This window comes from Actinosynnema sp. NPDC023794, assembly GCF_040639675.1.
In the GTDB taxonomy this organism is placed as follows: Bacteria; Actinomycetota; Actinomycetes; order Mycobacteriales; family Pseudonocardiaceae; genus Actinosynnema; species Actinosynnema luteola.
The window spans coordinates 179,590-205,626 of sequence record NZ_JBFAFR010000003.1 but is presented as its reverse complement, the minus strand read 5'-3'; the positions used below and the strand labels follow the sequence as shown (position 1 = coordinate 205,626).

General features: G+C 71.4%; 27 protein-coding genes. 14 read left to right on the top strand and 13 right to left on the bottom strand.

All coding sequences use genetic code 11. The features are described 5' to 3' along the window. Nucleotides 1-4 precede the first annotated feature (4 nt). A complete protein-coding gene (ureG, locus tag AB0H12_RS09505; RefSeq protein ID WP_499622522.1) occupies nt 5-685 on the top strand; it encodes an urease accessory protein UreG in 681 nt (226 codons plus the stop codon). Here ureG and AB0H12_RS09500 read toward each other — a convergent pair. Further along, nucleotides 655-1,176: a DUF4232 domain-containing protein gene (locus tag AB0H12_RS09500; RefSeq protein WP_499622114.1), complete on the bottom strand. Its 522-nt coding sequence runs from the start codon at nt 1,174-1,176 to the stop codon at nt 655-657. The genes ureG and AB0H12_RS09500 overlap by 31 nt on opposite strands. Before the next feature lie 77 nt (nt 1,177-1,253). Here AB0H12_RS09500 and AB0H12_RS09495 point away from each other — a divergent pair, with 77 nt between their 5' ends. Then, nucleotides 1,254-2,114: an urease accessory protein UreD gene (locus AB0H12_RS09495; protein ID WP_499622111.1), complete on the top strand. Its 861-nt coding sequence runs from the start codon at nt 1,254-1,256 to the stop codon at nt 2,112-2,114. Between the two features lie 48 nt (nt 2,115-2,162). Further along, a complete protein-coding gene (pdxH, locus tag AB0H12_RS09490; RefSeq protein WP_230569831.1) occupies nt 2,163-2,819 on the top strand; it encodes a pyridoxamine 5'-phosphate oxidase in 657 nt (218 codons plus the stop codon). On the opposite strand, the gene AB0H12_RS09485 is transcribed toward pdxH, so the two are convergent. The 3 genes from AB0H12_RS09485 to AB0H12_RS09475 are packed head-to-tail and all read right to left on the bottom strand — an operon-like array spanning nt 2,816 to nt 6,004. Next, entirely contained in the window at nt 2,816-4,084 is a 1,269-nt protein-coding gene (locus AB0H12_RS09485) for a DUF2079 domain-containing protein (protein ID WP_499622108.1), read from the bottom strand. The genes pdxH and AB0H12_RS09485 overlap by 4 nt on opposite strands. Nucleotides 4,085-4,140: 56 nt before the next feature. Beyond that, nucleotides 4,141-5,352, bottom strand: a complete 1,212-nt coding sequence (locus tag AB0H12_RS09480) for a sensor histidine kinase (protein WP_499622105.1) — start codon at nt 5,350-5,352, stop codon at nt 4,141-4,143. Next, complete coding sequence (locus AB0H12_RS09475) at nt 5,345-6,004, bottom strand: response regulator transcription factor (protein ID WP_499622520.1); 660 nt, start codon at nt 6,002-6,004, stop codon at nt 5,345-5,347. Before AB0H12_RS09475 ends, AB0H12_RS09480 begins: the two co-directional genes overlap by 8 nt. Nucleotides 6,005-6,192: 188 nt before the next feature. Between AB0H12_RS09475 and AB0H12_RS09470 the strand changes: the two genes are divergently transcribed. Then, nucleotides 6,193-7,467, top strand: coding sequence for an MFS transporter (locus AB0H12_RS09470; RefSeq protein ID WP_499622103.1), 1,275 nt, complete (start codon nt 6,193-6,195; stop codon nt 7,465-7,467). A gap of 14 nt (nt 7,468-7,481) precedes the next feature. On the opposite strand, the gene AB0H12_RS09465 is transcribed toward AB0H12_RS09470, so the two are convergent. Next, entirely contained in the window at nt 7,482-8,768 is a 1,287-nt protein-coding gene (locus AB0H12_RS09465) for a cation:proton antiporter (RefSeq protein WP_499622100.1), read from the bottom strand. Nucleotides 8,769-9,004: 236 nt separating this feature from the next. On the opposite strand from AB0H12_RS09465, the gene AB0H12_RS09460 reads away from it, so the two are divergent. Together AB0H12_RS09460 and AB0H12_RS09455 are read left to right on the top strand one after the other, a co-directional pair. After that, entirely contained in the window at nt 9,005-9,970 is a 966-nt protein-coding gene (locus tag AB0H12_RS09460; RefSeq protein ID WP_499622098.1) for an NAD(P)-dependent alcohol dehydrogenase, read from the top strand. Between the two features lie 4 nt (nt 9,971-9,974). Beyond that, a complete protein-coding gene (locus AB0H12_RS09455) occupies nt 9,975-10,484 on the top strand; it encodes a hypothetical protein (protein WP_499622096.1) in 510 nt (169 codons plus the stop codon). On the opposite strand, the gene AB0H12_RS09450 is transcribed toward AB0H12_RS09455, so the two are convergent. After that, the gene (locus tag AB0H12_RS09450) at nt 10,478-10,636 is read right to left on the bottom strand and encodes a DUF397 domain-containing protein (RefSeq protein ID WP_499622093.1); all 159 of its coding nucleotides are present in this window, start codon (nt 10,634-10,636) and stop codon (nt 10,478-10,480) included. The two genes, AB0H12_RS09455 and AB0H12_RS09450, sit on opposite strands and share 7 nt — an antisense overlap. 12 nt (nt 10,637-10,648) lie before the next feature. Further along, the gene (locus tag AB0H12_RS09445) at nt 10,649-11,488 is read right to left on the bottom strand and encodes a helix-turn-helix domain-containing protein (protein WP_499622092.1); all 840 of its coding nucleotides are present in this window, start codon (nt 11,486-11,488) and stop codon (nt 10,649-10,651) included. 96 nt (nt 11,489-11,584) lie between these two features. Between AB0H12_RS09445 and AB0H12_RS09440 the strand changes: the two genes are divergently transcribed. Together AB0H12_RS09440 and AB0H12_RS09435 are read left to right on the top strand one after the other, a co-directional pair. Continuing rightward, nucleotides 11,585-11,818: a hypothetical protein gene (locus AB0H12_RS09440; protein ID WP_499622089.1), complete on the top strand. Its 234-nt coding sequence runs from the start codon at nt 11,585-11,587 to the stop codon at nt 11,816-11,818. Between the two features lie 71 nt (nt 11,819-11,889). Beyond that, nucleotides 11,890-13,272, top strand: a complete 1,383-nt coding sequence (locus AB0H12_RS09435; protein WP_499622087.1) for an APC family permease — start codon at nt 11,890-11,892, stop codon at nt 13,270-13,272. Nucleotides 13,273-13,318: 46 nt separating this feature from the next. Here the strand turns inward: AB0H12_RS09435 and AB0H12_RS09430 are convergent, their stop codons facing one another. The 4 genes from AB0H12_RS09430 to AB0H12_RS09415 are packed head-to-tail and all read right to left on the bottom strand — an operon-like array spanning nt 13,319 to nt 17,195. Beyond that, nucleotides 13,319-15,442, bottom strand: a complete 2,124-nt coding sequence (locus AB0H12_RS09430) for a hypothetical protein (protein ID WP_499622084.1) — start codon at nt 15,440-15,442, stop codon at nt 13,319-13,321. A 34-nt stretch (nt 15,443-15,476) separates the two neighbouring features. Further along, the gene (locus AB0H12_RS09425) at nt 15,477-15,767 is read right to left on the bottom strand and encodes a YiaA/YiaB family inner membrane protein (protein WP_367132781.1); all 291 of its coding nucleotides are present in this window, start codon (nt 15,765-15,767) and stop codon (nt 15,477-15,479) included. A 52-nt stretch (nt 15,768-15,819) separates the two neighbouring features. After that, nucleotides 15,820-16,644 carry an MBL fold metallo-hydrolase gene (locus tag AB0H12_RS09420; protein ID WP_499622081.1) on the bottom strand — a complete coding sequence of 275 codons (825 nt, stop codon included), beginning with the start codon at nt 16,642-16,644 and terminating at the stop codon, nt 15,820-15,822. After that, the gene (locus AB0H12_RS09415) at nt 16,641-17,195 is read right to left on the bottom strand and encodes a TetR/AcrR family transcriptional regulator (RefSeq protein WP_499622078.1); all 555 of its coding nucleotides are present in this window, start codon (nt 17,193-17,195) and stop codon (nt 16,641-16,643) included. The genes AB0H12_RS09420 and AB0H12_RS09415 overlap by 4 nt, the downstream gene beginning before the upstream one ends. A gap of 68 nt (nt 17,196-17,263) precedes the next feature. Here AB0H12_RS09415 and AB0H12_RS09410 point away from each other — a divergent pair, with 68 nt between their 5' ends. Next, nucleotides 17,264-18,136: an aldose 1-epimerase family protein gene (locus AB0H12_RS09410; RefSeq protein ID WP_499622075.1), complete on the top strand. Its 873-nt coding sequence runs from the start codon at nt 17,264-17,266 to the stop codon at nt 18,134-18,136. A gap of 19 nt (nt 18,137-18,155) precedes the next feature. Beyond that, nucleotides 18,156-19,352, top strand: coding sequence for an amidohydrolase (locus tag AB0H12_RS09405; RefSeq protein ID WP_499622072.1), 1,197 nt, complete (start codon nt 18,156-18,158; stop codon nt 19,350-19,352). Nucleotides 19,353-19,541: 189 nt separating this feature from the next. Here the strand turns inward: AB0H12_RS09405 and AB0H12_RS09400 are convergent, their stop codons facing one another. Then, nucleotides 19,542-20,684, bottom strand: coding sequence for an acyl-CoA dehydrogenase family protein (locus tag AB0H12_RS09400; protein WP_499622069.1), 1,143 nt, complete (start codon nt 20,682-20,684; stop codon nt 19,542-19,544). A gap of 89 nt (nt 20,685-20,773) precedes the next feature. Here AB0H12_RS09400 and AB0H12_RS09395 point away from each other — a divergent pair, with 89 nt between their 5' ends. From AB0H12_RS09395 to AB0H12_RS09385, 3 genes are all read left to right on the top strand, one after another. Then, nucleotides 20,774-21,370: a TetR/AcrR family transcriptional regulator gene (locus tag AB0H12_RS09395; RefSeq protein WP_499622066.1), complete on the top strand. Its 597-nt coding sequence runs from the start codon at nt 20,774-20,776 to the stop codon at nt 21,368-21,370. After that, nucleotides 21,367-22,305 carry a carbohydrate kinase family protein gene (locus AB0H12_RS09390; protein ID WP_499622064.1) on the top strand — a complete coding sequence of 313 codons (939 nt, stop codon included), beginning with the start codon at nt 21,367-21,369 and terminating at the stop codon, nt 22,303-22,305. The genes AB0H12_RS09395 and AB0H12_RS09390 overlap by 4 nt, the downstream gene beginning before the upstream one ends. A 268-nt stretch (nt 22,306-22,573) precedes the next feature. Then, nucleotides 22,574-23,887 carry a citrate synthase gene (locus tag AB0H12_RS09385; RefSeq protein WP_230569850.1) on the top strand — a complete coding sequence of 438 codons (1,314 nt, stop codon included), beginning with the start codon at nt 22,574-22,576 and terminating at the stop codon, nt 23,885-23,887. 211 nt (nt 23,888-24,098) lie between these two features. Here the strand turns inward: AB0H12_RS09385 and AB0H12_RS09380 are convergent, their stop codons facing one another. Further along, nucleotides 24,099-24,677: a PadR family transcriptional regulator gene (locus AB0H12_RS09380; RefSeq protein WP_499622061.1), complete on the bottom strand. Its 579-nt coding sequence runs from the start codon at nt 24,675-24,677 to the stop codon at nt 24,099-24,101. An 82-nt stretch (nt 24,678-24,759) separates the two neighbouring features. On the opposite strand from AB0H12_RS09380, the gene AB0H12_RS09375 reads away from it, so the two are divergent. Then, the gene (locus tag AB0H12_RS09375) at nt 24,760-26,031 is read left to right on the top strand and encodes a cryptochrome/photolyase family protein (protein WP_499622059.1); all 1,272 of its coding nucleotides are present in this window, start codon (nt 24,760-24,762) and stop codon (nt 26,029-26,031) included. Nucleotides 26,032-26,037 lie beyond the last annotated feature (6 nt).

Here is a 26,037-nt window from a genome sequence, read left to right as displayed (position 1 = left end):
CCACGTGCACCCGGTGAACTTCGACCCCACCGACGCGGGCCACGACCCGCACCACCCGCACGACCACGAGCACCGGGCCGTGCGCATCGGCATCGGCGGACCGGTCGGCAGCGGCAAGACCGCGTTGACCGCGGCGCTGTGCCGGGCGTTGGGCGGGAGCGTGAACCTCGCCGTCGTGACGAACGACATCTACACGACCGAGGACGCCGACTTCCTGCGCGCGGCCGGGGTGCTGGACGTCGAGCGGATCGAGGCCGTGCAGACGGGCGCGTGCCCGCACACGGCGATCCGCGACGACATCACGGCCAACCTGGACGCCGTGGAGCTGCTGGAGCACCGGATCCACGGCCTGGAGCTGGTGATCATCGAGAGCGGCGGCGACAACCTGACCGCGGTGTTCAGCCGCGGCCTGGTGGACCGGCAGATCTTCGTGGTGGACGTGGCGGGCGGCGACAAGGTGCCGCGCAAGGGCGGCCCCGGCGTGACCACCGCGGACCTGCTGGTGATCAACAAGACGGACCTCGCGCCGCTGGTGGGCGCCGACCTCGGTGTCATGACGGCCGACGCCCACCGGATGCGCGGCGAGCTACCGGTGATCAGCCAGTCCCTTGTGGACACACCCGACGCCCCCGCGGTGGCCGACTGGGTGCGCGCTCAGCTCCGCACGCTCGCGGCGGTCAGTTGATTCCCGAACGGGCTGACGTCGCCCGCGCAGCCGTGCTGGTCGGTCATCGGCAGGTAGAGCGGCACGGTCTCGTCCGGCGGGAACACGCGGATGCCCCACACGGGCGTCTTGCGGCACACGTCCGGGTCGAAGTTGTCGACCTGGGCGAAGCCGACGTCCGAGCGGACCGCCGTGCCGTGCAGCAGGGTGAGCAGCGGACCGCGGTCGCCGACGCGTTCGGCGGCGGCGCCGACCCGCGTGCCGTTACCGTCCACATAGGACACGCCTGGGAAGCCCCGCAGCACGCACGTGTGCAGACCCCGGTTGGTGAACACGACCTCGCGGTACACCGTGCCCGCCGCGCCTCCCTCGCGGCCGAAACCGATGGTCAGGTCCGCCGAGCGGCACGTGGAGACCTCGGCCCGCTGCGCGACCGCGGTTCCCCCGGTGACCGCCACCGCCGCGATGGCGGCTGTGGCGATGGCGGCGGCTGTTGCGACAAATCTCCTCATCACGATCTCCCCCGGGAATCTCGGGTGGGAGTTCCACCCGACCTGATGACGTGTCGGGGGTCACAGGGGTTGCTCCGGTGAGGGCGCGGGCTCACCTGGTCGTGGCACGCGACCCGAACGGACGAACCGTCGTGCGCGAGATGCGGTCGATGGCGCCGCTGCGCCTGGTGCCGCGCCGCGGCGCGGACGAGGTGGCGCTCGTGCACCTGGTCAGCGCGGTCACGGCCCCGTTGGGCGGCGACGACCTGGAATTGCGGGTGACGGTCGAGGCGGGCGCGTCGCTGGAGTTGCGCGGTGTGGCCGCGACGCTGGCGCTGCCCGGTCAGCACGCGGGCGGCAGTCGTGCCCTGGTCGACGTGGAACTGGCCGACGGCGCTTCGTTGGCGTACCTGCCGGAACCCACGGTCGTCACCGCGCGTGCGTGCCACGAGTCCGTGTTCCGCGCGCGGATGGGGGAAGGCGCCCGACTGCGGGTGCGGGACGTCGTCGTGCTGGGTCGGTCGAACGAACGGCCGGGCTCGCTCACCACGACGCTCGACGTGCGGCGGAACGGGCCGCTGGTCAAGCAGACGTCTCGTTTGGGAATGCCCGAAGTGGACGCGAGCCCGGCCGGCCTGGCGGGGCGGCGGGTGTTCGGGACCGAGTTGCTGTGCTGGGGCGACGACCTGCCGGGAGCGGTTTCAGAGCAGTGGTGGTCACTCGTTCCGCTGGCCCGCGGCGGAAGCCTGAGCACCGCCCTGGCCGACGACGCCGTGACCGTCGAACGCGCGCTCGACGAGGCGCGGGCCAGGCACCCCGGATCGAACGACCCTCTGACTCGATCTCGTACTCGATTCCGAGGCGGGGGTCACACTGAAAGTCACGGATCGGGTGGCGGTCATCACCGTGCGGGCGGTTTCGCCTTGGGCGGGAAACCCGTACGGTCGCTGGATCGCTAGGTGCCACAAGTGCCTTGGCCAGGACGAATTACGCTCCGGGAGGTCGGGATGTCGGAGACGACGAACATCGCGTTGCCGTCGATGCGGGTGTCCTACGAACAAGGCTCGCTCACGGAGAGCGACCTCGCGGCCAGTTGGCACGAGCAGTTGCAGCTGTGGCTGGACCAGGCGGCGGGCGCGGGCCTGCCTGAGCCGAACGCGATGGTCCTCGCGACCTCGGACACCGACGGACGCCCGTCCTCGCGGACCGTGCTGGCCAAGGGCCTGGACGAGCGCGGCCTGGTGTTCTTCACCAACTACACGTCGACGAAGAGCCACGACCTGATGGCCACCCGGTACGCCTCGGCCACCTTCCCGTGGTTCGCGATGCAGCGGCAGGCGCACGTGCGCGGCACCGTCGAGAAGGTCGGGCCCGCCGAGACCGCGAGCTACTGGGAGAGCCGCCCGCGCGGTTCGCAGTTGGGCGCCTGGGCCTCGCCGCAGTCCCGCGTCGTCAGCGGACGCTCCACTCTGGAGAGCGCGCTGAACAAGGTCGAGCGGCAGTTCGCCGACGCCGACCGGGTACCCGTGCCGCCGCACTGGGGCGGCTGGCGCATCCGGCCCGAGGAGGTCGAGTTCTGGCAGGGCCGCCGCGACCGGATGCACGACCGCCTCCGCTTCCGCCTCGGTCGTGACGGCTGGGAAGTGCAGCGCATCGCCCCCTAGCGGCGACGCAACAAGATGACGTGATCGGCCTCCGCCACCACTCGATGGGTGGCGGAGGCCTTTTTCACGAGCCGGGCCTCCTCGTCGGGTGTGGTCGGCCAGTGCGACGGGCGGGACACGACCAGCCACTCGGCGTCGGCCGGGAACAAGGACACCCGGCACCGGCCGGTGAGGTGCGGCGCGAGGCGGTTGGACGCGGCGACGTGGGCGTCGTCCGGGATCATCGCCAGGACTTCGGCCGTCGTCGCGCGCCTGCCCTCGTCCCACGTCGGCTGGGGCGGGGGTCGGAGGAGCAGGGCGAGCGTGAACGCGGCCGTGACCGTCGCGCAGATCCAGACCCGGCGCGGGTTCGCGGTCAGGAACGCGAGGAAGACCACGGGCATCAGCACGGCGCTGTAGTGGTGCTCGATGCCCCAGTACGCCGGGTTGCCGGAGGCGAACCGCCACGCCAGCGTGGGCAGCGCGACCACGAGCAGCGGCGACCGCGCGGCGAGGAAGCCGGTCGGCGCGAGCAGCGCGACCACGGTGAGCAGGCGCAGCCAACCCTGGCCGCCGGTCTCCGCCGTCTGCACCCAGTACGGGTAACCGCCCGCCGGGTTCACCGCCGGCAGCACCGCGAACACGACCACGGCGGACGCCGCCACCCCGAACGCCGCCACCGCCCAGCCGCGCCGGACCCCGCGCCACACCAGGTAGAGGCCGATCGCCGCGACCGTCAGGCCGAGGTCCTCCTTGACCAGGACGAGCGGCAGGGCCCAGGCGAGGGCCGGGCGCCACCGCTCGCGGGCCAGGGCCTCCAACGAGAACGCCAGCAGCGGCACGGCGAAGGCCACCTCGTGGAAGTCGAACGCCACGGTGTTGTGCAGGCCCCACGACAGCCCGTAGGCCACGCCGACGACGACGCCGCGCCGACCGAGCCGGTCCACCGCGAACCTCGTCACCGGGATCGCCGACACGGCCAGCAGCACGGCCTGCGCGACCAGCAACGTCTCCGCGCGCGGCACTGCGGCGTAGATCGGGGCGAGCAGGGCGATGACGGGGTGGAAGTGGTCGCCGAGGAGCGGGAAGCCCGGACCTTTGAGGGCGGCCGTCGGCCACCGCCCGGCGGCGTAGGAGCGCACCGCCTGCTCGAAGATGCCCAGGTCGAACCCGGTCGTCTGGAACGAGCGGTGCCGCAGGACCGCGTACGAGGCGTAGAGGACGGCCAGGCCGAGCGCGACGGCGTGCGCCGGGCGGACGGTGGTCCGTGGTCGGGTGTCGAGCACGGCCGCAGCGTCGGCCGGTCACGCTGAACCGGACCTGAAGCCGCCTGAAGAAGCCTTCAGGCCAGCGGCAGCCGGACCGCCACCACCGTGCCCCGGTCGCCGTCCTCGATGGCGACGGTGCCGCCGTGGGCCCGCACGCCCTCGCGCACGATCGCCAACCCGAGCCCCGCGCCGCCCTCGTCCCGCGCACGGCCCTCGTCCAGCCGCACGAACGGCTCGAAGACCCGTTCGCGGTCGGCCTCCGTGATGCCCGGCCCGTCGTCCGCGACGCGCAGCACCGCCGTGCCGCCCTCGACCGCCACGGTCACGGTGACCTGTGCCGACGCGTGCCGTTCGGCGTTGTCGAGCAGGTTGCGCAGCACCCGTTCGAGGTGGGCCCGGTCGCCGAGGACCTCGACCGGTCCCGGCACGCCGGCCAGTTCGGCGAGGTCGACGCGAGCGGTGGCGCGGTGCTCGGCGGCGCGGTGTTCGAGGCGGGCGAGGAGCAGCAGGTCGGTGACGACGGCCTGCATCCGGTCGAGGTCCAGCACGGTGTTCTCGGCGGTGCGCCGCCAGTCGACCCGGTCCGGGTGGGCGAGCAGCACTTCGAGCTGGGTGCGGGCCGAGGCGAGCGGGGTGCGCAGCTCGTGCGAGGCGTCGGAGGTGAACCGCCGCTGCCGGTCGAGCGCGGAGCCCAGCCGGACGAACGTGTCGCTGGTGGTGGTCGCGAGCCAGGCCAGCACGCCGATCAGCAGCGCGGCGGCCGGGACCAAGGTCTGGAACAGCTCCCGGACGCCGTCCACGGCGGTCCGCTCGGCGTTGCCGATCGGCGCGGCCACGCGGACGTCGTACCGCTCGGTGGCGACCGTGGCGACCCGGACCTCCAGCACGCCGCCGTCGCGCCACAGGCTGGGCATGACGCAGTCGTGCCGGTCGGGGTCCACGTGGATCTGGGTGGTGTACCCCCTCAGCACCCGCGACGGGCCTGACAGGCTGCCGAGGGTGACGGGGGACTCCGTCGGCGGGCAGCTCGCGACCACGTCGTGCTCCCGGTCGACCACCTCGTACGGCCCGATGGCGGCGCCCGTCGACCGCACCGCCGCGAGGTCGCCGGTGGTCACGAGCAGCCTCGCCAGCCGGTGGGCGCCCTCGTTCGCGCGCGCGTCGGCGTCGGCGACGATCTGCCGTTCGACCTGCAGCTCCATCTGCTCGACCAGCCACGACGCGCCGGCCGCCAGCAACGCGCCGGAGACCACGGCGGCGGCCACCGCGATCCGGACCCTATCCACCGGCCACCACGTACCCCGCGCCGCGGACCGTGCGGATGACGTCACGGCCCAGCTTGCGCCTGATCGAGCTGACGTAGACCTCGACCAGGTTCGGGTCCGGTGTGGCCGCGAAGTCCCACAACCCCTCCAGCAGCTCGGCCTTGCTCACCACCTCGCCCGGCCGGGACAGCAGGAACGACAGGACGCTGAACTCCTTGACCGACAACGACACCAGCGCGCCGCCCGACCGGCACTCCCGCCTGCCCAGGTCCAGCTCGACGTCCCCGACGCGCAGCACGCTCGGCCGGGACGAGCCGCCGCGCCGGATCAGCGCCCGCAACCGGGCCAGGAAGACGACGTAGGAGAACGGCTTGGAGAGGAAGTCGTCGGCGCCGGTGTCCAGTGCCTCGGCCTCGTCCAGCTCACCGTCCTTGGCCGTGAGCATGAGGATGGGCGTCGCGTTGCCCGCCGCGCGTAATCGGCGGCAGACGCGGTAGCCGTTCAGACCGGGCAGCAGGATGTCCAGCACGATCGCCGCGTAGGGGTGCCGGGACGCCATCCACAACCCGTCCGTCCCGCTGAACGCGAGGTCGACCGCGTACCCCTCGGCCTCCAGCCCGGCCTTCAGGGACTCGGCCAACCGGACCTCGTCCTCGACCACGAGCAGTCGCACACCCAGCACCTTACGGACGGTGCGCGCCGAGGGGGTTCGATTCGCGGAGCCTGGGATCGGCGTTCCCCGGTTCGCCGGACCCGTCCACTCGACGGTGGTCGCGTTGAGCAGAGGCCGCCCGGTCGCCCGTCACCAGCCGTGTTCCACGTCTCGGTGAAGAAGTTGTTAGTTGCCGTACGCTAACGACCGTGCGGAGAGTGCTGGGGAAGATCGCCATCGACACCCGACCGCTGAAGGTCGTGGCGTTCCGGCGGTTGTGGCTCTCGACCGTCGTCACGGCTGTCGGCAGCCAGTTGACCGCGGTGGCGGTGCCCAAGCAGGTGTACGACCTCACCGGGTCGTCGGGCTGGGTGGGCGTGGCGGCCGGTGTGGCTTTGGTGCCGTTGTTGGTCTTCGGGCTGTACGGCGGCGCGATCGCGGACGTCGTCGACCGGCGCAAGCTGCTGGTCGTCACCAACACCGGCATCGCGGTGACGTCCGTGCTGCTGTGGGTGCAGGCCGCGCTGCACGTGGACTCCGTCTGGCTCGTGATCGCCCTCCTCGGGCTGCAACAGGTGTTCTTCGCCGCCAACGCCCCCGCCCGCACCGCCTCCGTCGCCCGGCTGGTGCCCGCCGACCAGATCCCGGCCGCCACGGCGCTGAGTTCGACGGTGATGATGTTCGGCGGCGTGTTCGGCCCCATGCTGGCGGGCGCGTTGATGCCGGTCGTCGGCCTGTCGACGTTGTACCTGGTCGACGCCATCGCGCTGACGCTGACGATCTGGGCGGTCTGGAAGCTGCCGCCACTGCCGCCGCTGAGCGGGACGTCGCGCCGCGCTGGGCTGCGTGACGTGGTCGACGGGTTCCGGTACCTGGCCGTGCAGAAGATCCTGCTCGCGAGCTTCCTGCTGGACATCATCGCGATGGTGTTCGGCATGCCGCGGGCGTTGTTCCCGGAGATGGCGGAGCAGACGTTCGGCGACCCGGTGGGCGGTGGGTTGGCGCTCGGGCTGCTGTTCGCGGCCATTCCGCTGGGCGCGATGCTGTGCGGCCTCACGTCCGGCTGGACGTCGCGCGTGACGCGGCACGGGATGGGTGTCGTGCTCGCGGTGGTGGCGTGGGGCGTGGCGATGATCGGGTTCGGGCTGTCGAACGCGCTGTGGCTCGCGGTGGTGTTCCTGGCGATCGGCGGCGCGGCGGACATGATCAGCATGGTGTTCCGCAGCGCGATCCTGCAGTCGGCGGCGACGGACGAGATGCGCGGGCGGATGCAGGGGGTGTTCATCGTGGTGGTGGCTGGTGGTCCCCGGTTGGCGGACTTGTTGCACGGGACCACGGGTGCGGTGATCGGTGCTGGGAGCGCGACGGCGTTGGGTGGTGTTCTGGTGGTGGTCGCGACCGGGGCGGCGGTGTTGGCCATTCCGGCGATCAGGCGGTACCGGTTCGCTCCCGCGGAGGTCGCTTCCGGGGACACCGCCAAGTGAACCGCTGACCGCGGTCAGACGGGGGTTCGCGGAGCCTGGCCCGGGTCACCGTGCCGAACCCTCGCCGCGCGCTCCCTCAGGCGGTCCAGCAGCAGTATGGCCGGGGTCGCCGTGATGCCGTGCAGGACGATGGAGCCGATCACCACCAGGCCGACAACCCGCCAGATCGCGTCCTGGTCGGCGAAGTCCCCGGCCTGCAGCGCGTAGGCGACGTAGAAGAGCGATCCGACGCCCCGCACCCCGAAGAACGAGATGACGGCCCGCTCACGGGGACCCGTCTTGCCCCGCGCCAGCCCGACCAGGCCGGTCACCGGCCGCACCACCAGCAGGAAGGTCAGCGCCACCAGCACCTCACGCCACCCGGTGCCGGCCAGCAGGCCGGTGACCGCCGCGCCGCCCAGCAGGAAGATGATCAGCACGGTGAGCATCCGCTCGACCTGCTCGACGTACTGGTGCAGGACGCGGTGGTAGCCGTGGGACCGCTCGCCCGCCCTGATCGTGCAGGCGCAGACGAAGACCGCGACGAAGCCGTACCCCTCGGCCAGTTCGGTGAGGCCGTAGGCCAGGAACGTGGCGGCGAGCGCGACGAAGCCCTCCGCGTGCTCCGCCAGCCGGAAGTCCTTCGACGGCGCGGCGAAGAACAGCTTGCGCAACGCCCACCCGGTGAGCAGACCGACGAGCAGCCCGCACGCCGGCCGCCACAGCAGGTCCACGGCGAACCACTGCGGCAGCCAGGCGTCCGGCGCCGCGCCGACGACGCTGATGGCCACGGCGGCGTACGTGAACGGGAACGCCAGCCCGTCGTTCAGCCCGGCCTCGGACGTCAGCGCGAACCGCGCCTCGTCCTCCTCCTCACCCGGGTCGTCGGGGTTCTCCGCGGGTTCGGCGACCTGCACCTCGCCGGCGAGCACCGGGTCGGTGGGCGCCAGCACCGCCGCGAGCAGCACCGACGAGGCCAGGCCCAGGCCGAGCGCGCCCCACCCCAGCGCGCCGACGGCCAGCATCGACAGGGGCATGGTGATGCCGAGCAGCCGCCAGGTCGTCGACCAGCGACGCAGGCCGACCGGCCGGTTCAGCGCGAGGCCCGCGCCCATCAGCGAGATGATCACGCACAGCTCGGTCAGGTGGAGGGTGAGCGTGCCGTGCTCGGTCGGATCGGGGTCGGGCAGCGGGTCGATGACCGTGAACGCGACGGCGCCGGCGGCCAGGAAGACCATCGGCATGGAGACGGGCGCCCGTCCCAGGACCCGCGGCAGCACCGCGGCCAAGAGGGTCGCGACACCGACACTGGCGTAGGCCACGGCAGTCGCACCCAACGGCCGAGTTCCTCTCGTCGGTTCGTGGTCGAGCGTGTGCCCCGGTCGAGCGGATCGGGTACTCAGCCAGTTACCCGGATCGGGTGGCGCCAACCCCGCGCGCTGCTCGGGTGCGCCGTCGCGCCTGCGTCCACAGCCTCGGGGGACATCCCTAGGTGATGCCCCTGACCTGCGGGAACACTGAGAGGGTCTTCAGTTCCCCCACGTTAGCGTCCCCCGGCATGAGAGCAGCCGTGCACACCAGGTTCGGCCCGCCGGACGTGGTCCGGGTCGTCGAGTCGGCCGTCCCCGTTCCCGGCGAGGACGAAGTGCTGATCAAGGTGCACGCGACGACGGTGACGTCGGCGGAGTGCGCGATGCGTCGCGGCGAGCCGCTGTGGGGACGCGTCGTCATCGGGCTGCGCCGACCGCGCCGGAAGCTGCGGACCCTGGGGATGGAGGTCGCCGGGGTCGTCACGGCGGTCGGTGCGGACGTGCGGCGGTTCGCGCCGGGTGACGAGGTCTTCGGGTTCACCGGCTTCGGCGCGGGCGGGCACGCGGAGTACGTGCGGATGCCGGCCGACGGGTCGCTGGCGCTCAAGCCGGTCGGCCGGACGTTCGCCGAGGCCGCCGCCGCCGTGGACGGGGCCACGACGGCGTTGTTCTTCCTGCGCGACAAGGTCGGCGTGCGCGCGGGGCAGCGGGTGCTGGTCAACGGCGCGTCCGGCAGCATCGGCACGTACGCGGTGCAGCTGGCGAAGCTGTTCGGGGCGGAGGTCGTGGGGGTCTGCGGGCCGGGCAACGTCGAGCTGGTGAGGTCCCTCGGGGCCGACGAGGTCATCGACTACACGAAACGCGACTTCACGGCCGACGTGGACGCTTACGACGTCGTGTTCGACACGGTCGGCAAGAGCTCGTTCGCGCGGTCGCGGCGGGCGTTGCGGGCCGGCGGGAAGTACGTGCCGACCACCGGTCTCGGCAACGTGCCGTTGGGGTTGTGGACGTCGGCGCGCGGCGGCAAGAAGGTCGTGTTCGGCATGTCGGTGCGCAAGAACGCCGGGTTGCTGGTCGTGAAGGACGTGCTGGAGGACGGCCGGCTGCGCGTCGTCGTGGACCGGACCTACCCGCTGGAGCGCATCGCCGAGGCCCACCGGTACGTGGATTCGGGGCACAAGCGGGGCAACGTCGTGATCAGCGTGGTGGACTAGGCGGGTGATCACCTACGACCGCCGGGCGTTCGTGCAGGCGTTCCTCGACGCCCACCCGGACGCCAAGCGCGGTTACTACTACAGCCAGGCGTACAACACGGCTCTGCGCGAGCACCGGCAGCGGGTGCTGGAGGGCTTGCAGATGCTGTTCGGCCTCACGCTCGACTTCGAGGGCGTCGCCGAGTACAAGGCGCTGTTCATGCTGTTCCGGACCACGGCGTCGTCGTACGTCAAAATCACCGGACCGGGCGAGGGGTTCGGAGAAGCCGGGTTGATCCTCAAGCAACTCGCCCAGGCCGGGGTGGAGCAGCAAGTCCACGACGCGCTGAACCGGATCACCGCGTGCAACGACCAGTCGCGTGACGCCCACCTCGACGTCATGGAGACGTTGATGGAGGTCTTCCTGGGCGACCGGGCCGGCGCGACGGTCACGTCGGCGGACCTGGCCGCCATCGGCGTGGACGACACCGCCGGCCCGAACAGCTCGGACTACGACCTGTGGGAGGACTACTGAGCCCGCAGGAACCGCGCCCATGAGGAGGCGGGGAAGGTGATGGTGGGCGTCGGGTTCTTCGAGTCCCGTGCCGCCACCCGGGTCGACAGGTGCGCCACCTCGACGCAGTTCGCGGTGCTGGCGCTGCGGGAACTCTTCCGCCACAGGGTCATGTCTTCATCGTGTCACGCGAGGCCCTTCAAGTAATCCAGCGTCTCCTCCGGGGTGTAGGCCAAACGCCGGAGCGCGGCCCAGGTCGCCTCGAACACCTCGATCCGGTCGTCCTCGTCGATGAACAGGCTCGCGACCTTGTTCTCCAGCAACACCAGGCTCGGGTCCTCGTCGTACCTCAGGATCACGAACGGCCCGCTGAGCCCGCCGTGCAACTCCGCGTCGGCCGGCACGACCCGCACCGTGATGTTGGGGCGTTCGCCGGCGTCGATGAGATGACGGATCTGGCGGCGCTGCGCCCCTTGATCGTGGAACGGACGCTCCAGGACGCCCTGTTCGATGATCACGCTCAGCTTGAGCGGTGGGTTGCGGCTGAGCAACCCTTGGCGCGCCATCCGACTCGCGACCAAGGCGTCCACCTGAGGGTTGGTCAGGCCGTGGCCGGTGGCCTTGATGATCGACCGGGCATATTCCGGGGTCTGGAGCAGACCGGGGATGACGAGAGGTTCGTAGAACAGGAGGGAGCTGGCCTCGTCCTCGAAGTCGGCCCAGGTCTGCCAGTCCTCGTGCAGCTTCTGGTTGTTCATGCGCAACAGGCCGCGTTGTTCGGCGTGCCGGGCGAGGTCCAGCAGTTCGACGCGTTGCTTGCGCGCGACTTTGTAGTAGTCGAGCAGCTTCTCCAGGTCGTCCAGGTAGATTCCCATCCCGGACGTCTCGATGCGGCTGATCTTGCTCCCGGACATGCCCACGGCCTCGCCGACGGCATCGGTGCTGATGCCCGCGGCGCTGCGGAGCTTTTTGAGGATGTACGCGAGTCGGCGTGAGCGGACCGACGTTCCGGCGCGGCGTGCCATGGGAGTGAACCTAGGGCCGCTGCAAATCCATTCGCAATGGCGCTCACTCGAACGTGTAATTGCGGCTAAAGCAGAAGCGCTGCGAATCTAGGGCGCATGGAGCCGATCATCAGGGTGACCTTGCCGAAGCGCGAGTGGTTGTTGCGGTGCTACTCCGAGCAGGAGGACGTGATGACGCTGGAGGTCCACGACGGCGGGATCGACGTGTTCCTGCCGTCAGGGGTGGACGGGGTCCGCCTGGAAGCGGCCCAGATCGCGGCGTTCCGGGAGGCGCTGGACGAGGCCATCGCGCAGGCCGAAGCCGACCTGAGGGCCGCCGCGCGAGGCTGAACATCAAGACTTGCCCAAGGTGTGCCGATTCGACTATCCCGTCCCAGTGTGATCCGGCACACTCACTCGGCATGGCGGAAGCGACGAGCGCACCGGCGCAACCGGAACTGAAACGGGCCATCGGCCCGAAGTTGCTGCTGTTCTTCGTGGTCGGTGACATCCTCGGCACCGGCATCTACGCCCTCACGGGCAACGTCGCGGGCAAGATCGGCGGCGCGCTGTGGCTGCCCTTCCTGATCGCGTTCGTGGTGGCGTTCCTGACCGCGTTCAGCTACCTCGAACTCGTCGGCAAGTACCCCAGGGCGGCCGGCGCGGCGCTGTACACCAACCGCGCGTTCAAGATCCAGTTCCTCACCTTCATGGTGGCGTTCGCGGTGATGAGCTCGGGCATCACGTCGGCGTCGTCGGCCGCGCTCGCGTTCGGCCGCACGTACCTCCAGTCCGTCATCAAGGAGTTCTTCTCCGACACGTTCACCGTGTCGGCCACGCTGGTCGCGATCCTGTTCATCATCGGCCTGGCGCTGATCAACTTCCGGGGCGTCTCGGAGTCGGTCAAGGCGAACGTCGTCCTGACCTGCATCGAGCTGTCCGGCCTGGTGATCATCATCGCGATCGGCCTCTACGCGGTGCTGGCGGGCGACGGCGACCCGAGCAGGCTGACCCAGGTCGACCCCGCGCCCGACCAGAGCGCGCTCGTCGCGATCACGTCCGCCACCGCGTTGGCGTTCTTCGCGATGGTCGGGTTCGAGGACTCGGTGAACATGGCCGAGGAGACGCAGAACCCGACCCGCATCTTCCCCCGCGCGATGCTGTGGGGCATGGTGGTCGCGGCGATCATCTACGTGCTGGTCGCGATCACCTCGTCGCTGCTCATCCCCGCCGACGAGCTGTCGAAGGCCGGCTCCTCGGCGCTGCTGCGGGTCGTGCAGGTCGGCGCGCCGGGCTTCCCGCTGTGGATCTTCGCGCTGATCGGCCTGTTCGCGGTCATCAACTCGGCGCTGATCAACATGCTGATGGCCAGCCGGTTGGTCTACGGCATGGCGAACGAGCGGATCATCCCGAAGGTGTTCGGCACCGTCCACCCGTTCCGCCGCACGCCGTGGATCTCCATCGTCTTCACGTCGGGTGTCGCGATCATCCTGGTGTCGACCACGGACATCGCCAAGCTCGGCGGCACGACGGCGTTGCTGCTGCTGGTCGTCTTCACCATCGTCAACATCGCGGTGCTGGTGCTGCGCAAGGAGAAGGTCGACCACGAGCACTTCCGCGCGCCGACGTGGGTGCCGGTCCTCGGCGCGATCACGTGCGCGTACCTGGCGAGCCCGCTGTCGGGCCGTGCGTCGGCGGACTACGAGATCGCGCTGTACCTGCTCGCGGCCGGCGTCGTCCTCTGGCTCATCAACCGCCTGGTGCACGGCAAGGTCACGTTCGACCCGGAGAAGCTGTCCAAGTGACCCCCTCGACGGTGGTGGGGCGCCCCACCACCGTCCGCACGGGCGGTCAGGCGTCGAGTTCCGCCAGCACGGCCAGGAGTCGTTCGCGGTCCTCGTCGTCCTGGCGGACCCGGCGGCCGTGGATGCCGCCGCCCGGCATCGCGGCGTCGCCCTCGGCCAACGCGCGCAGGCCGGGCAGCAGCGGGGCGGCGTCGGGGCCCAGTTCCCGCAGCGACTCGACCAGCCAGACGCCGGGGCCGACCCACTCCAGCCGCTGCCGGATGGCGTCGAGGAGGGGCTGGGCCTCGCCCGTCACGCGGCGGATCGCCAGGGCGGCGGAGTGGGTGTCGTGGCGGTCGGCGAGCAGTTCGCGCAGCCGTGGCACGAGGGCGGCGGCCGGTGGTCCGATCAGGCCCGCCAGCTCGGCGGCGTCCGCCACGTGCCGGGCGCTGTCCAGCGCGTCGGTGACGGCGTCGAGCGGGGCGGTGGTGTCGCCGGCGCGCAGCAGCAGCCGTACCGCCTCGATCCGCAGCCGGATGGTGGCCGGGCCGTCGCCCGCCGCGGTGGTGGCGATGGCGCGGAGCGCGGGCAGCATGTCGTCCAACGGGAGGCCGTGGCGCACCGCGGTCTGCGCGGCCGGCACGGGCGAGCCGGCGGCGGCCTCGGCCACGCAGGACCGCACGTGGTCGAGGTCGTCGGTGATGCCGGCGAGGGCCGAGGCGCAGTCGAGCCGGTGCCGCCAGGACGCCGCCGCGTCCTCGCGGACCTCCGTCAGCACGGGCACGGCCGCCGACGCCGCCGGACCCATCACGGCCAGCGCGCGGACCGCCCACCACTGGTCGTGCGGGACGAGCGCGACCAGCTCGGGCACGGCGTCGGCCGCGTCCGCGCCCCACCGGTGCAGCAGCCTGGTCAGGGTGTTCACCTCGTTGTGCCACCGCATCCGGCCGAGCACGGCGGCGTAGTCGGTCGACGGCTGCCACTGGGTCGGCAACGCCGCCAACCGCCGCCGCACCGCGTTCAGCAGCACGGGATCGCAGACCACGCCGGTGTCGATGAGCAGCTCGACGACGTCGTGCGCCACCGCGCCCGCCGCGAGCCCCGCCGTGAACGGCGAACGCCAGCGCGGGTCGCCGAGCGTGATCAAGACCTCCAGGCCCAACCCGAACAGGCGTCCCTCGAGCGAGTCCACATCGGTCGGCACGGGCTCGGCGACGAACGCCGCCAGCGACTCGGCGGCCAGGGGAACGGCGGCCCGCACGTCGCGCACCGCGGTCGCGGCGGACACCCGAACGCCCAGGTCGGGGTGGTCGACCGCGGCGGCGAGCAGGGGTGCGCTCTGCGCACGTGCCGCCCGCGACCCCACGCACCGCTCGTAGGCGGCGTCGACGACCCGGAGCGCGGCATCGGCCGACCCGCGCTCGAACAGCGTCCGGCACAGCTCGGCGAACGGCGCGCCGTCCATCCGTGCCACGACGTCCGCGAACGGGTACCCCGACCAGACCCAGTTCTTCACCGGCTCGCCGTCGAGCCAGCAGTCGACCACCGCGCCCGTCGCCGCCTCCGGCCACGGCAGCCCGGCGTCGGCGATCGCCCACAGCGCACCGGCCCGGACGGCGGCCGGACGGGCCGGCGCCAGCTCGGCGACCAGCCACTCGGCGCTCTCCGCCGGCGCCTGCCTGCCGGCCGCGGCCAGCAGGCCCGCCACCACGCGGGGCGACCGCTCGTGCCTGCGCCGCGCCCGCAACGCCGCCACCACCTCCGCGGCGGGCGGGAGGTTGCCCAGCAGGTACGTGGCGACGTGCCGGATCTCGACGTCCGGGTCCTCCAGCAACGGCAGCAGCCGCCCCGTCTCACGTCCCAACGCCGCGCTCACGTCCGCCAGCACGTCCGGCGGGGCGTCACCGGTCTCGGCGATCGCACCGAGCAGGTGCACCAGGCTCCCGCGCCGCGGCGTGGCCGGATCGGCGGCGAGCCGGGCGACGAACGGCACCGCCCACGGCGTCGCCGAGTACAGCGTGCCCTGGTGGTAGATGCTGCCGAACAGGTGCTCGAACGCCTCGCCGGCCACCGCGTCGTCCGTGCCGACCGCATCGCGCAACGTCCGCGGCACGTCCTCCGCCGAGCCGTACGCGTGGTCGAGTGACGCCCAGTCGACGTCGTCCACGCCGTCGAGCGCGGCGGCGGTCATCGGTCTGCTCCCATGAGCGGTGCAGCCTAGGCGGTCAGGCCGCCTCCACCCGGTACGGGTCGTGCTCGGCGAGCAGCTTCTCCAGCCGCGCCTGGTCGACCCGGCTCACCACGTAGGTCTCCTCCTGCCGGTCGCGGACGCACTTGGCCAGGGTGAACGCCGACGTGACGGTGAACAGCAGGCCGAGCGCCAGGAAGGCGCGCACCCAGCCGTCCACCGGCAGGTAGGCGACACCGAGTCCGACGGCGGCCAGCGAGATGGCGAAGGAGATCACCGCCTGCGCGTAGAAGGCGTTGGTGGTCGGCGAGTGCGGTTTCGCGGTCATGGCCGTAGCGTCCCTGCCGACCCGCGTCGGTGTCATGAGTACCGCTACTCAATCACGCGCGGACTTTCTGGAGGCGGCGCAGCTCGGTGGCGTCGTGCGCGCTGAAGACGTCGACCGAACCACGGTGGTCGCGCACCAGTTCGCGCAACCGGACCTGGTTTGCCACGCGCAGCTCCGGCAGCACCTGCATCCGCTTCTGCATGTAGGTCAACGCGGGCGGGCAGTGCCGTTCCGCCTCCATCTCGCCGTGGAAGAAGTACGCGTCGCCCGCGTGCAGCAGCCACCGGTCGTCGACGCGGACCGCCACGCCCGTGTGGCCGTGCGTGTGCCCGAACAACGGCACCAGCAGCACGTCCGGCCGCACCTCGCGCACGCCGTCGAAGCCGAACCACGTCTCGCCGGTCGCCTCGTGCGGCACCCACCGCGGGCCGTGGCTCCACTGGTTGTCCGGGTACCGCGACTTGTCGGTGCCCGTCTTGCCCGGACGCGTCGCCGCCGCCAGCTCCTCCGCCGACAGATGCACCCGCGCGTGCGGGAAGTCGCGCAGGCCGCCGCCGTGGTCGAGGTCGAGGTGGGTCAGCACGACGTCGCGCACGTCCGAAGCGCTGAACCCGAGCGCTTCCACCTGGCGCAGAGCGGTTTCCGCCTCGTCCAGCACGGGCCGGCTCATCAACCGGAACCGGCGCCCCACCGTCTCGCCCGGCCGGCGCACGTCGTCCACGCCGTAACCGCTGTCGACCAGCACCAGGCCGTCGTCGGTCTCCAGCAGCAGCACGTGGCAGACGAGCTCGGTCGTCTCGAAGTAGGAGCCCTTGCCGGTCACCAGCTTCCCGCCGAACGGTCGCATGGTGCCGCAGTTCAGGTGGTGCGCCTTCACGGTTTCGGCCTTCCCAGGAGTGCGCCCAGCCGGGCGGCGACGGCGTGCAGGGGGTCCAGCGAACGGCGGGTGCGGGCGAGCAGGAGCGCGCCCTCGATGGCGGCCAGCACGACCGTCGCCAGGTCGTCGTCGCCCACGTGCGCGGCGATGAGCCGCTGCCACGACGCGTAGACGTCCTCGCAGGCGACGCGGATCGGCTCGCTGTCCGACGCCGCGTCCAGCGCCACCGTGGCGACGGGGCACCCGTTGCGGAAGTCCGAAGCCAGCAGGTCCTGGCTGAGCAGCTCCAAGGCCCGGGGAAGCGCTTTCGAGGGATCGGTTTCGGCGGCCAGCACGGCGGCGAGCGCGTCGCACAAGTCGTTGCCCGCCAACGTCACCGCCTCGACCGCCAACTGCTCCTTGCCGCCCGGGAAGTGGAAGTAGAGGGAGCCCTTGGGCGCGCCGCCCTCGGCGAGCACCTGGTTGATCCCCGTCGCGTGGTAGCCCTGCGCCCGGAAGAGGTCGGCGGCGGTGCGCACCACGCGCTGTCGGGTGTCGGTCCGTCTCGGCATGGTTTTACTATAGAGACCGGTCTAGTAACTACGTCAAGGGGAGAGCAGCTCGGATACGCTCTTGACCCATGCTGGAGATCGCCCACGGCGCGGCACGCGCCGTCATCGCACCCGAGGGTGCGGGACTCAAGTCCTACGAGGTCGGCGGCGTGCCGTACGTGGAGACGTACGACGACGAACCGCCCATGGGCAGCGGCGCGGTGCTGGTGCCGTGGCCCAACCGCACGGCCGGTGGCAGATGGGTGCTCGACGGCGAGGAGCAGCAGCTGGAGATCGGCGAGCCCGCGAGGGGCAACGCCATCCACGGGTTGGTGCGCCGCGCGATCTGGGGCACCGTGGAGCACACCGGGTCGCTGATCTCGCTGGAGACGCCGGTCGCCGGCCTCGGCTGGCCGGTCGAGCTGCGCACCACCATCACGTACGCGCTCGACGACAACGGCCTGACCGTCTCGCACGGCGTCACCAACGTGGGTGACAAGCGGACCCCGTTCGGGGTGGGCACGCACCCGTACCCGCGGGCCGGCGCGTCCCTGACCGACGAGACCTCGCTGTCGCTGGCCGCCACGACCGTGCTGCCGGTGGACCCGCGGACCATGATCCCGAACGGCCCCGCCGTGCCGGTGTCGGGCGACTACGACTTCCGCGTGGCGCGGCTGCTGGAGGGCGTGCGGCTGGACACCGCGTTCGGCGGGTGCGAGCCGGTGGACGGGCTGGTGCGGCACGTGCTGAAGGGCCCGGCCGGCGGGGTCGAGGTCTGGGCGGACCCGGACTTCAAGTGGGTGCAGGTCTACACGCCGGACAACTTCCCCGGACGTGGCCGCGCGGTGGCGATCGAGCCGATGACGTGCCCGCCGGACGCGTTGAACAGCGGGATCGACCTGCTGTGGCTGGAGCCGGGTGACTCGTGGGCCGGGCGGTGGGGTTTGCGCCCGTTGTCGTAGGCCGTTAGCGTCGCTAACTATGAACGTCGCCATCACGGGTGGGTACGTCGTCCCGGTCGCCGGAGAGCCGATGGAGGGCGGCACGGTCCTGGTCCAGGACGGGAAGATCGTCGCGGTCGGCGTCGACGTCGAGGTGCCGGACGGCGTCCCGGTCGTCGACGCGGCGGGCGGTTGGGTGCTGCCCGGCTTCGTGGAGGCGCACGGCCACCTCGGCGTGCACGAGGAGGGCGAGGGCTGGGCCGGGCAGGACACCAACGAGATGACCGACCCCAACGGCGCCCGGCTGCGGGCGTTGGACGCGATCAACGCCGCCGACCAGGGCTTCGCCGACGCCCTGGCCGGCGGCGTCACGACCGCGGTGGTCAAGCCGGGGTCGGGCAACGTGATCGGCGGCCAGACCGTGGCGGTGAAGTGCTGGGGTCGCACGGCCGACGAGATGCTGGTGCGCAACCCGGTCAGCGTGAAGAGCGCGTTGGGGGAGAACCCGAAGCGGGTGTACGGGGAGCAGAAGAAGCTGCCGTCCACGCGTCAGGGTGTGGCGGCGGTGATCCGCGACGCGTTCACCAAGGCGCAGGACTACGTGGCCAAGCGGGACTCCGCCGAGGACGGTGTGTTCGAGCGGAACACCACGTCCGAGGTGCTGGCGCGCGTGCTGTCGGGCGAGCTGCCGTGGTGCCAGCACTGCCACCGCGCGGACGACATCGCGACGGCGTTGCGGCTGGCGGAGGAGTTCGGCTACCGGCTCATCGTCAACCACGGCACCGAGGGCCACCTGATCGCGGACGTGCTGGCGGAGCGCGGGATCCCGGTGATCATCGGGCCGCTGTTCACGTCCCGCTCGAAGGTCGAGGTCCGCAACCGCTCGCTGCGCAACCCGGGGATCCTGGCGCGTGCGGGCGTGCAGATCGCGATCACCACGGACCACCCGGTCGTGCCGATCCACTTCCTCGTGCACCAGGTGACGTTGGCCGTGAAGGAAGGCCTCGACCCGCGCGTGGGTCTGGAGTCGATCACCGTGAACCCGGCCCGGATCATGGGCCTGGACGACCGCGTCGGTTCACTGCGGCCGGGCCTGGACGGCGACGTCGTGATCTGGTCGGGCGACCCGCTGGACGTGATGAGCCGAGCCCTGAAGGTCTACGTGGAGGGCCGCGAGGTCTACCGCTACGAGAACGGCGAGGAAATCGTCACCAACCCCTTCTACCGCGAACCCTGACCCGCGTGTCGAACACTCAGGCCCCGCGTGTCGAACACTCAGGACCACCGTGTCCTACGTTCCGGCACCCCGAGTTCAACGCTCAGAACGACCGGCTTGTGTTCTGAGCGTTGAACTCGGGTGTTCTGAACGTAGGAGACGGTAGACGCGAGTGTTCGACACGCGGGACGCGAAGGTTCGACACGCCGGTCAGCGGAGGGAGCGGCCGATGACCAGGCGTTGGATCTGATTGGTGCCCTCGAAGATCTGGAGCACCTTGGCCTCGCGCATGTAGCGCTCCACCGGGAAGTCGCGGGTGTAGCCGGCGCCGCCCAGCACCTGCACGGCGTCCGTCGTCACCTTCATCGCGGTGTCGGTGCAGACCAGCTTCGCGATCGCGGCCTGGCGGCGGAACGGGAGGCCGCGGTCACGGCGGCGGGCCGCTTCCAGGTACGTGGCACGGGCGGATTCCACCGCGGCGGCCATGTCGGCCAGCAGGAACTCCAAGCCCTGGAAGTCGATGATCGCGCGGCCGAACTGCGTGCGCTGCTTGGCGTACGCCACGGCCTCGTCCAACGCCGCCTGCGCCAGACCCACGCCGCACGCGGCGATCCCGAGCCGGCCGGAGTCCAAAGCGGACAGTGCGATCTTCAGACCGTCGCCCTCCGCCCCGATCAGGCGGTCCGCGTCGAGCCGCACGCCGGAGAACGTCAGCTGCGCGGTGATGGAACCGGTCAGGCCCATCTTGCGCTCCGGCTTGGCGGCGACCAGGCCCTCGACGTGGCCGGGCGCGAAGAAGCAGCTCACGCCCTTGCCGCCCTCCTCGTCCGACGTGCGCGCCATCAACGTGTAGAAGTCGGCGACGCCCGCGTGCGTGATCCACGCCTTCGTCCCGTTCACGGTGTAGTGGTCGCCATCGCGCACGGCCCGCGTCGACAACGCGCCGGCGTCCGAGCCCGCGTGCGTCTCGGACAACGCGTACCCGCCCAGCTGGTCACCGGCCACCACGTCCGGCAGCCAGCGCGACTTCTGCGCGTCATCCCCGAACGTCGCCAACGCGTAGCTGGACATGACGTGCACCGACAGCCCGACCGCGACCGACATCCACGCCGACGCGACTTCCTCCAACGCCTGCAGGTACACCTCGTACGGCTGCTCACCCCCGCCGAACCGCTCCGGGTACGGCAGCCCGAGCAACCCGGTCTTGCCGAGCAGCCGGAACGCCTCGCGCGGGAACCGCGAGTGCTCCTCCGCCTCGGCGGCGTGCGGCGCGAGCTCGTCGCGCGCGATCTCGCGGACCAGGGCGAGCAGGTCCTCGGCCTCGGTGGTGGGCAGCAGGCGCTCGGCGGGCATCGTCGACCTCCGGATCACGGGGTACTGTCAACAGTACTGTAGGACGTACTCCAGTACTGAGGACAGGCTCTGTGACAGAGTTGCCGCCTATGACCTCGATCGCGCGCCGACCGTTGACGCCCAGGCAGGTGGAGCTGCTGGGCAGGCTGGAAGCGCTCGTGCTCGCCGAAGGTTTCGCGCACTTCACGCTGGACGACCTCGCCGCCCGCCTGCACTGCTCCAAGTCCACGCTCTACGCGCTGGCCTCGAGCAAGGAACAGCTGGCGGTGAAGGTGGTCGGCCGCTACTTCAAGGGCGCGGCCGAGCGGATCGAGCAGCGCATCGCCGACGTCAAGGACGTCCGCGCCCGCGTCGGCACGTACCTGGCGGGCGCGGCCGAGGAGCTGCGGCGGGCGTCGGCCCAGTTCATCACGGACGTGTCCGCGTTCGCGCCCACGCGCAGCACCTACGAGCGCAACGCCCGCGCCGCCGCCGAGCGGATCCGCGAGTTCATCCAGGAGGGCGTCCGCGACGGGGTGTTCCGGGACGTGCACGCGGCCCTGATCGCCGAGATGGCCGGTCTGCTCATCGAGGGCATCCAGACCGGTGTGCTGCCCCGGCGCGCGGGTGTCTCGGACGCCGAGGCGTTCACCGCCCTGGGTGAACTGCTGCTGGACGGGTTGCGGAGAGAACGGAGCCAGTCGTGATCGTCGTTGCAGGTGAGGCGCTCGTGGACCTGGTGCCCACGCCCGAGGGCACCCTCGCGCCCCGGCTGGGCGGGGGGCCGTACAACGTGGCCGTGGCCGCCGGACGCCTCGAAGCGCCGGTGAGCTTCCTGTCCCGGGTGTCGACCGACCTGTTCGGCGACCGGCTGATCGAGCGGCTGCACGCCTCGACCGTGCGCACCGACCTGGTCCAGCGCGGCGACCAGCCGACGACGCTGGCCGTGGTGGGGCTCGCCGACGACGGCTCGGCGCGCTACTCGTTCTACGTCGAGGGCACGGCGGACCGCCAGGTGACCGACCCGGGCCCGCTGCCCGCCGGCACGAGGGCGGTGTCCTTCGGCACGCTGTCGATGGTGCTGGAGCCGGGCGCGAGCACGTACGAGCGCGTGCTGTGGCGCGAGGCCGAACGCGGCGCGCTGACCGTGCTCGACCCGAACATCCGCGCGGGCCTCATCCGCGACCCGATGGCCTACCGCGACCGGTACGACTCGTGGCTGCCGCACGTCGGTCTCCTGAAGGTCTCCGTGGAGGACGCGCGGTGGCTGGCCGACCTGCCGCAGGACGCGCCCGAGGACGCCGTGCTGGAGGTCGTGCGCGACTGGCAGGGCGCGGGCCCGGCCGCCGTCGTGCTCACGCGCGGCGGCGACGGGCTGGCCGTGCTGACCGCCGCCGGCGACGTGATCCGCGTCCCACCCACGCCCGTGGACGTGGTCGACACCATCGGCGCGGGCGACACCGTGCAGGGCGCGCTGCTCGCCTGGCTGCACGCCCACGACGCGCTGTCCGCCGAGGCTGTCCGTGGTCTGGACGCCGCGCGGTGGGGCCGGGCGCTGGCCTACGCGGGCGCCGCGGCGGCCATCACGTGCTCCCGGGCGGGCGCCGAGCCCCCCTTCAAACGGGAGTTGGAGATGACCTAGCTCTCACCCCGCGTGAGATGGAGAAACAGCCCCGAAGGGCTACCGTGGTGGATGCACGCTAGCCACCCATGCATCCGGATGTGATGCCGGTCCCATCTCACAGAATCGGTTCACACCGCGACTGTGTGGAGGGTCGTCCTCTGACTAGCGTGGGAGAACTGACAGGACCCCAACGGGGTGGTGCTGCGGTGCGGGGCGATCCCACGCCCGCGCGCGTGCGTGCGAGACCCGCATGAGCCACCCCGCCCTAGCGTGAGAGGGACTCTGCATGCCCGACGCGACGACTGCGCCGAACGACACCCGTACCGTCGCGCTGCGCCATCCGGGCGGAGAGCACGAGATGAAGGTAGTGCCGGCCACCGAAGGTGCGCCCGGCATCGACCTCGGGAAGCTCCTGGCCACAACAGGTCTGGTCACACTGGACAGCGGGTTCGTCAACACCGCGTCCTGTTCCTCCGAGATCACCTACATCGACGGTGACGCCGGCATCCTGCGCTACCGCGGCTACCCGATCGAGCAGCTCGCCGAGAAGTCGAACTTCATCGAGGTCAGCTACCTGCTGATCTACGGCGAGCTGCCGACCCAGGCCCAGCTGGAGGAGTTCTCCTCCAAGATCAACCGGCACACGCTGCTGCACGAGGACCTGAAACGGTTCTTCGACGGCTTCCCGCGTGACGCCCACCCCATGCCCGTGCTGTCCTCGGCGGTGTCCGCGCTGTCGACGTTCTACCAGGACAGCCTCAGCCCCTTCGACGCCAACCAGGTCGAGATCTCCACGATCCGCCTGCTGGCCAAGGTGCCCACCATCGCGGCGTACGCCTACAAGAAGTCCGTGGGCCAGCCGTTCCTGTACCCGGACAACTCCCTGGGTCTGGTGGACAACTTCCTGCGCATGACGTTCGGCTTCCCGGCCGAGCCCTACGACGTCGACCCCGACCTGGTGCGGGCGCTCGACCTGCTGTTCGTGCTGCACGCCGACCACGAGCAGAACTGCTCCACGTCGACCGTCCGCCTGGTCGGCTCGTCGGAGGCGAACCTGTTCGCGTCCATCTCGGCCGGCATCAACGCGCTGTTCGGCCCGCTGCACGGCGGCGCGAACTCCGCGGTGCTGGAGATGCTGGAGAAGATCCGGCGCGAGGGCGGTGACGTCTCCGCGTTCGTGAAGAAGGTCAAGAACAAGGAGGACGGCGTCCGCCTGATGGGCTTCGGCCACCGGGTCTACAAGAACTACGACCCGCGCGCCGCGATCATCAAGAAGACGGCCGACGAGATCCTCGGCAAGCTCGGCGCGTCCGACGAGCTGCTGGACATCGCGAAGGCGCTCGAGGAGACCGCGCTCGCCGACGACTACTTCGTCGAGCGGAAGCTGTACCCGAACGTCGACTTCTACACCGGCCTGATCTACCGCGCGATGGGCTTCCCGACGAAGTTCTTCACCGTGCTGTTCGCACTCGGCCGGCTGCCCGGCTGGATCGCGCACTGGCGCGAGATGATCTCCGACCCGGCCACCAAGATCGGCCGCCCGCGGCAGGTCTACGTCGGCGCGCCGGAGCGCTCCTTCGTGCCGCTCGACCAGCGCTGACCGCGGTTCCCGCCACGCGTACGGCGAAGGCCCGCACCGGTGCCCGGTGCGGGCCTTTCCCGTTGCGGCGCAACGATCAGCCGCCCAGCTCGGCGATCAACGCGCGGTAGGGCCCGAACGCGGGCCCGGGGATGGAGTCGTCGGTGGTGAGGCGGGAGTCGTGGCACAGACGGGGATTCGCGCCGCGGGGTGGATGCCGAAGAGCACGGGATCAGTCCGCTCGGATGGGCCAGATCAGGGAACCGGCGCGGATGTCGTCCACGACCGTGTCGATCCAGGCGAGCTCGGCGCGGGCTTGGCCCAGCGCGTACTCGGTCTCGATGACGTGCAGCCGGGGCACGCCGCTCGCCAGCACGTCGGCCAGGGCGCGCTCGTCGGCCGCGATGCGGGCGGACAGCCGGTGCCCGCGTTCGGTCAGGGCTTCGACGGCGCCGATCGGGCCGAGCGCGCCGAGGTAGGCGACCGCGCCGAGGAACTGCGTGAACTCGCGCTGCGGCGTGCGGATCTGGCTGTCCAGCCGGCGCACCAGCTCGTCGTGCCCGGCATCGGTGAGGGCGTACACGGTCCGTTCGGGGCGGTTGCCGGTGCGCTCCGTGCCCTGCGGCGCGACCCACCCGGTGGTGACCAGTGCCTCGACGACGTCGTACAGCGTGCCCCGGTTGATCGCGGCGGCACGGTTGCCGCCGCGTGCCCGCAGGTCGGTGAGCATCTGGTACGGGTGTGCGGGGTGCTCCAGCAGAAGACCCAGCACCGCGAGCACCAGCGGGTTGTCGAGCGCGCGACGTGGCATGGCAGAAATCTATCAGTCGAAATCGACTATTAGTGAACCGGCTGGTCATGCGAGCCGTCGGGCGCGCTCCTAGGGTCGGTTCGTGGACTCCTCGACCGTGGTGTGGTTCCGACGCGACCTGCGGACCGCCGACCACCCGGCGCTCCTCGCGGCAGCCGGGCGGGCGTCCCGCGCGCTCGCGTTGTTCGTGCTCGACCCCGTGCTGCTGAAGGCCTCCGGCGAGCCGCGGGTCGAGTTCCTGCACCGGTGCCTGCGGTCGTTGGACGCCGAGCTCGACGGGCGGCTCGTCGTGGTCGAGGGCGATCCGGTCGAGGTCGTGCCGCGGGTGGCCGCCGAGGTCGGCGCGTCGTCCGTGCACGTCTCCGCGGACGCCGGCCCGTACGGGCGCACGCGTGACGCGGCGGTGGCGGAGCGGGTCGAGCTGGTGCGCGCCGGGTCGCCCTACGCGGTCACGCCGGGTCGGGTCGTCAAGGCCGACGGCACGCCGTACCGGGTGTTCTCGCCGTTCCTGAAGGCCTGGCTGGACCACGGCGTCCGCCCGCCCGCCGGGACCGACGCGTCGTCGGTGGAGTGGATCCGGTCGGACCTCGGGCGCGACCTGCCGCCGGGGGAGGCGCTGCCGGACGTCCGGGCGCTGTGGGAGGCGTTCCGCGACGAGAAGCTGCCCGACTACGCGGCCCGTCGCGACCGGCCGGACCTGGACGGCACCAGCAGGTTCTCCGCGTTCCTGAAGTGGGGCGTGGTGCACCCCCGGACGTTGCTGGCCGACCTCGGGCGCGGTGCGGGCGCGCAGGCGTTCCGCACCGAGCTCGCCTGGCGCGACTTCTACGCCGACGTGCTGTGGCACCGGCCGGATTCGGCGCGCCGCAACTACAACCGCGCGTTCGACCGGATGCCGCTGGACGACGACCGCGACCGGTTCCACGCGTGGTGCGAGGGGCGGACCGGCTACCCGTTCGTGGACGCCGGGATGCGCCAGCTGCGGCAGGAGGGCTGGATGCACAACCGGGTCCGCATGGTCGTGGCGAGCTTCCTCGTCAAGGACCTCCACCTGCCGTGGTGGTGGGGCGCCCGGCACTTCATGCGCCACCTGGTCGACGGCGACCTCGCGTCCAACCAGCACGGCTGGCAGTGGGCGGCCGGCACCGGCACGGACGCGGCCCCGTACTTCCGGGTGTTCAACCCCGTGACGCAGGGCGAGAAGTTCGACCCCGACGGGGACTACGTGCGCCGGTACGTGCCCGAGCTGCGCGACGTGGCGGGCAAGGCCGTGCACCGGCCGCGCGACCCGATCGTGGACCACGCGCACGAGCGCCTGGAAGCACTCGCGCGCTACGCGGCCGTCAAGGGATGAACACCG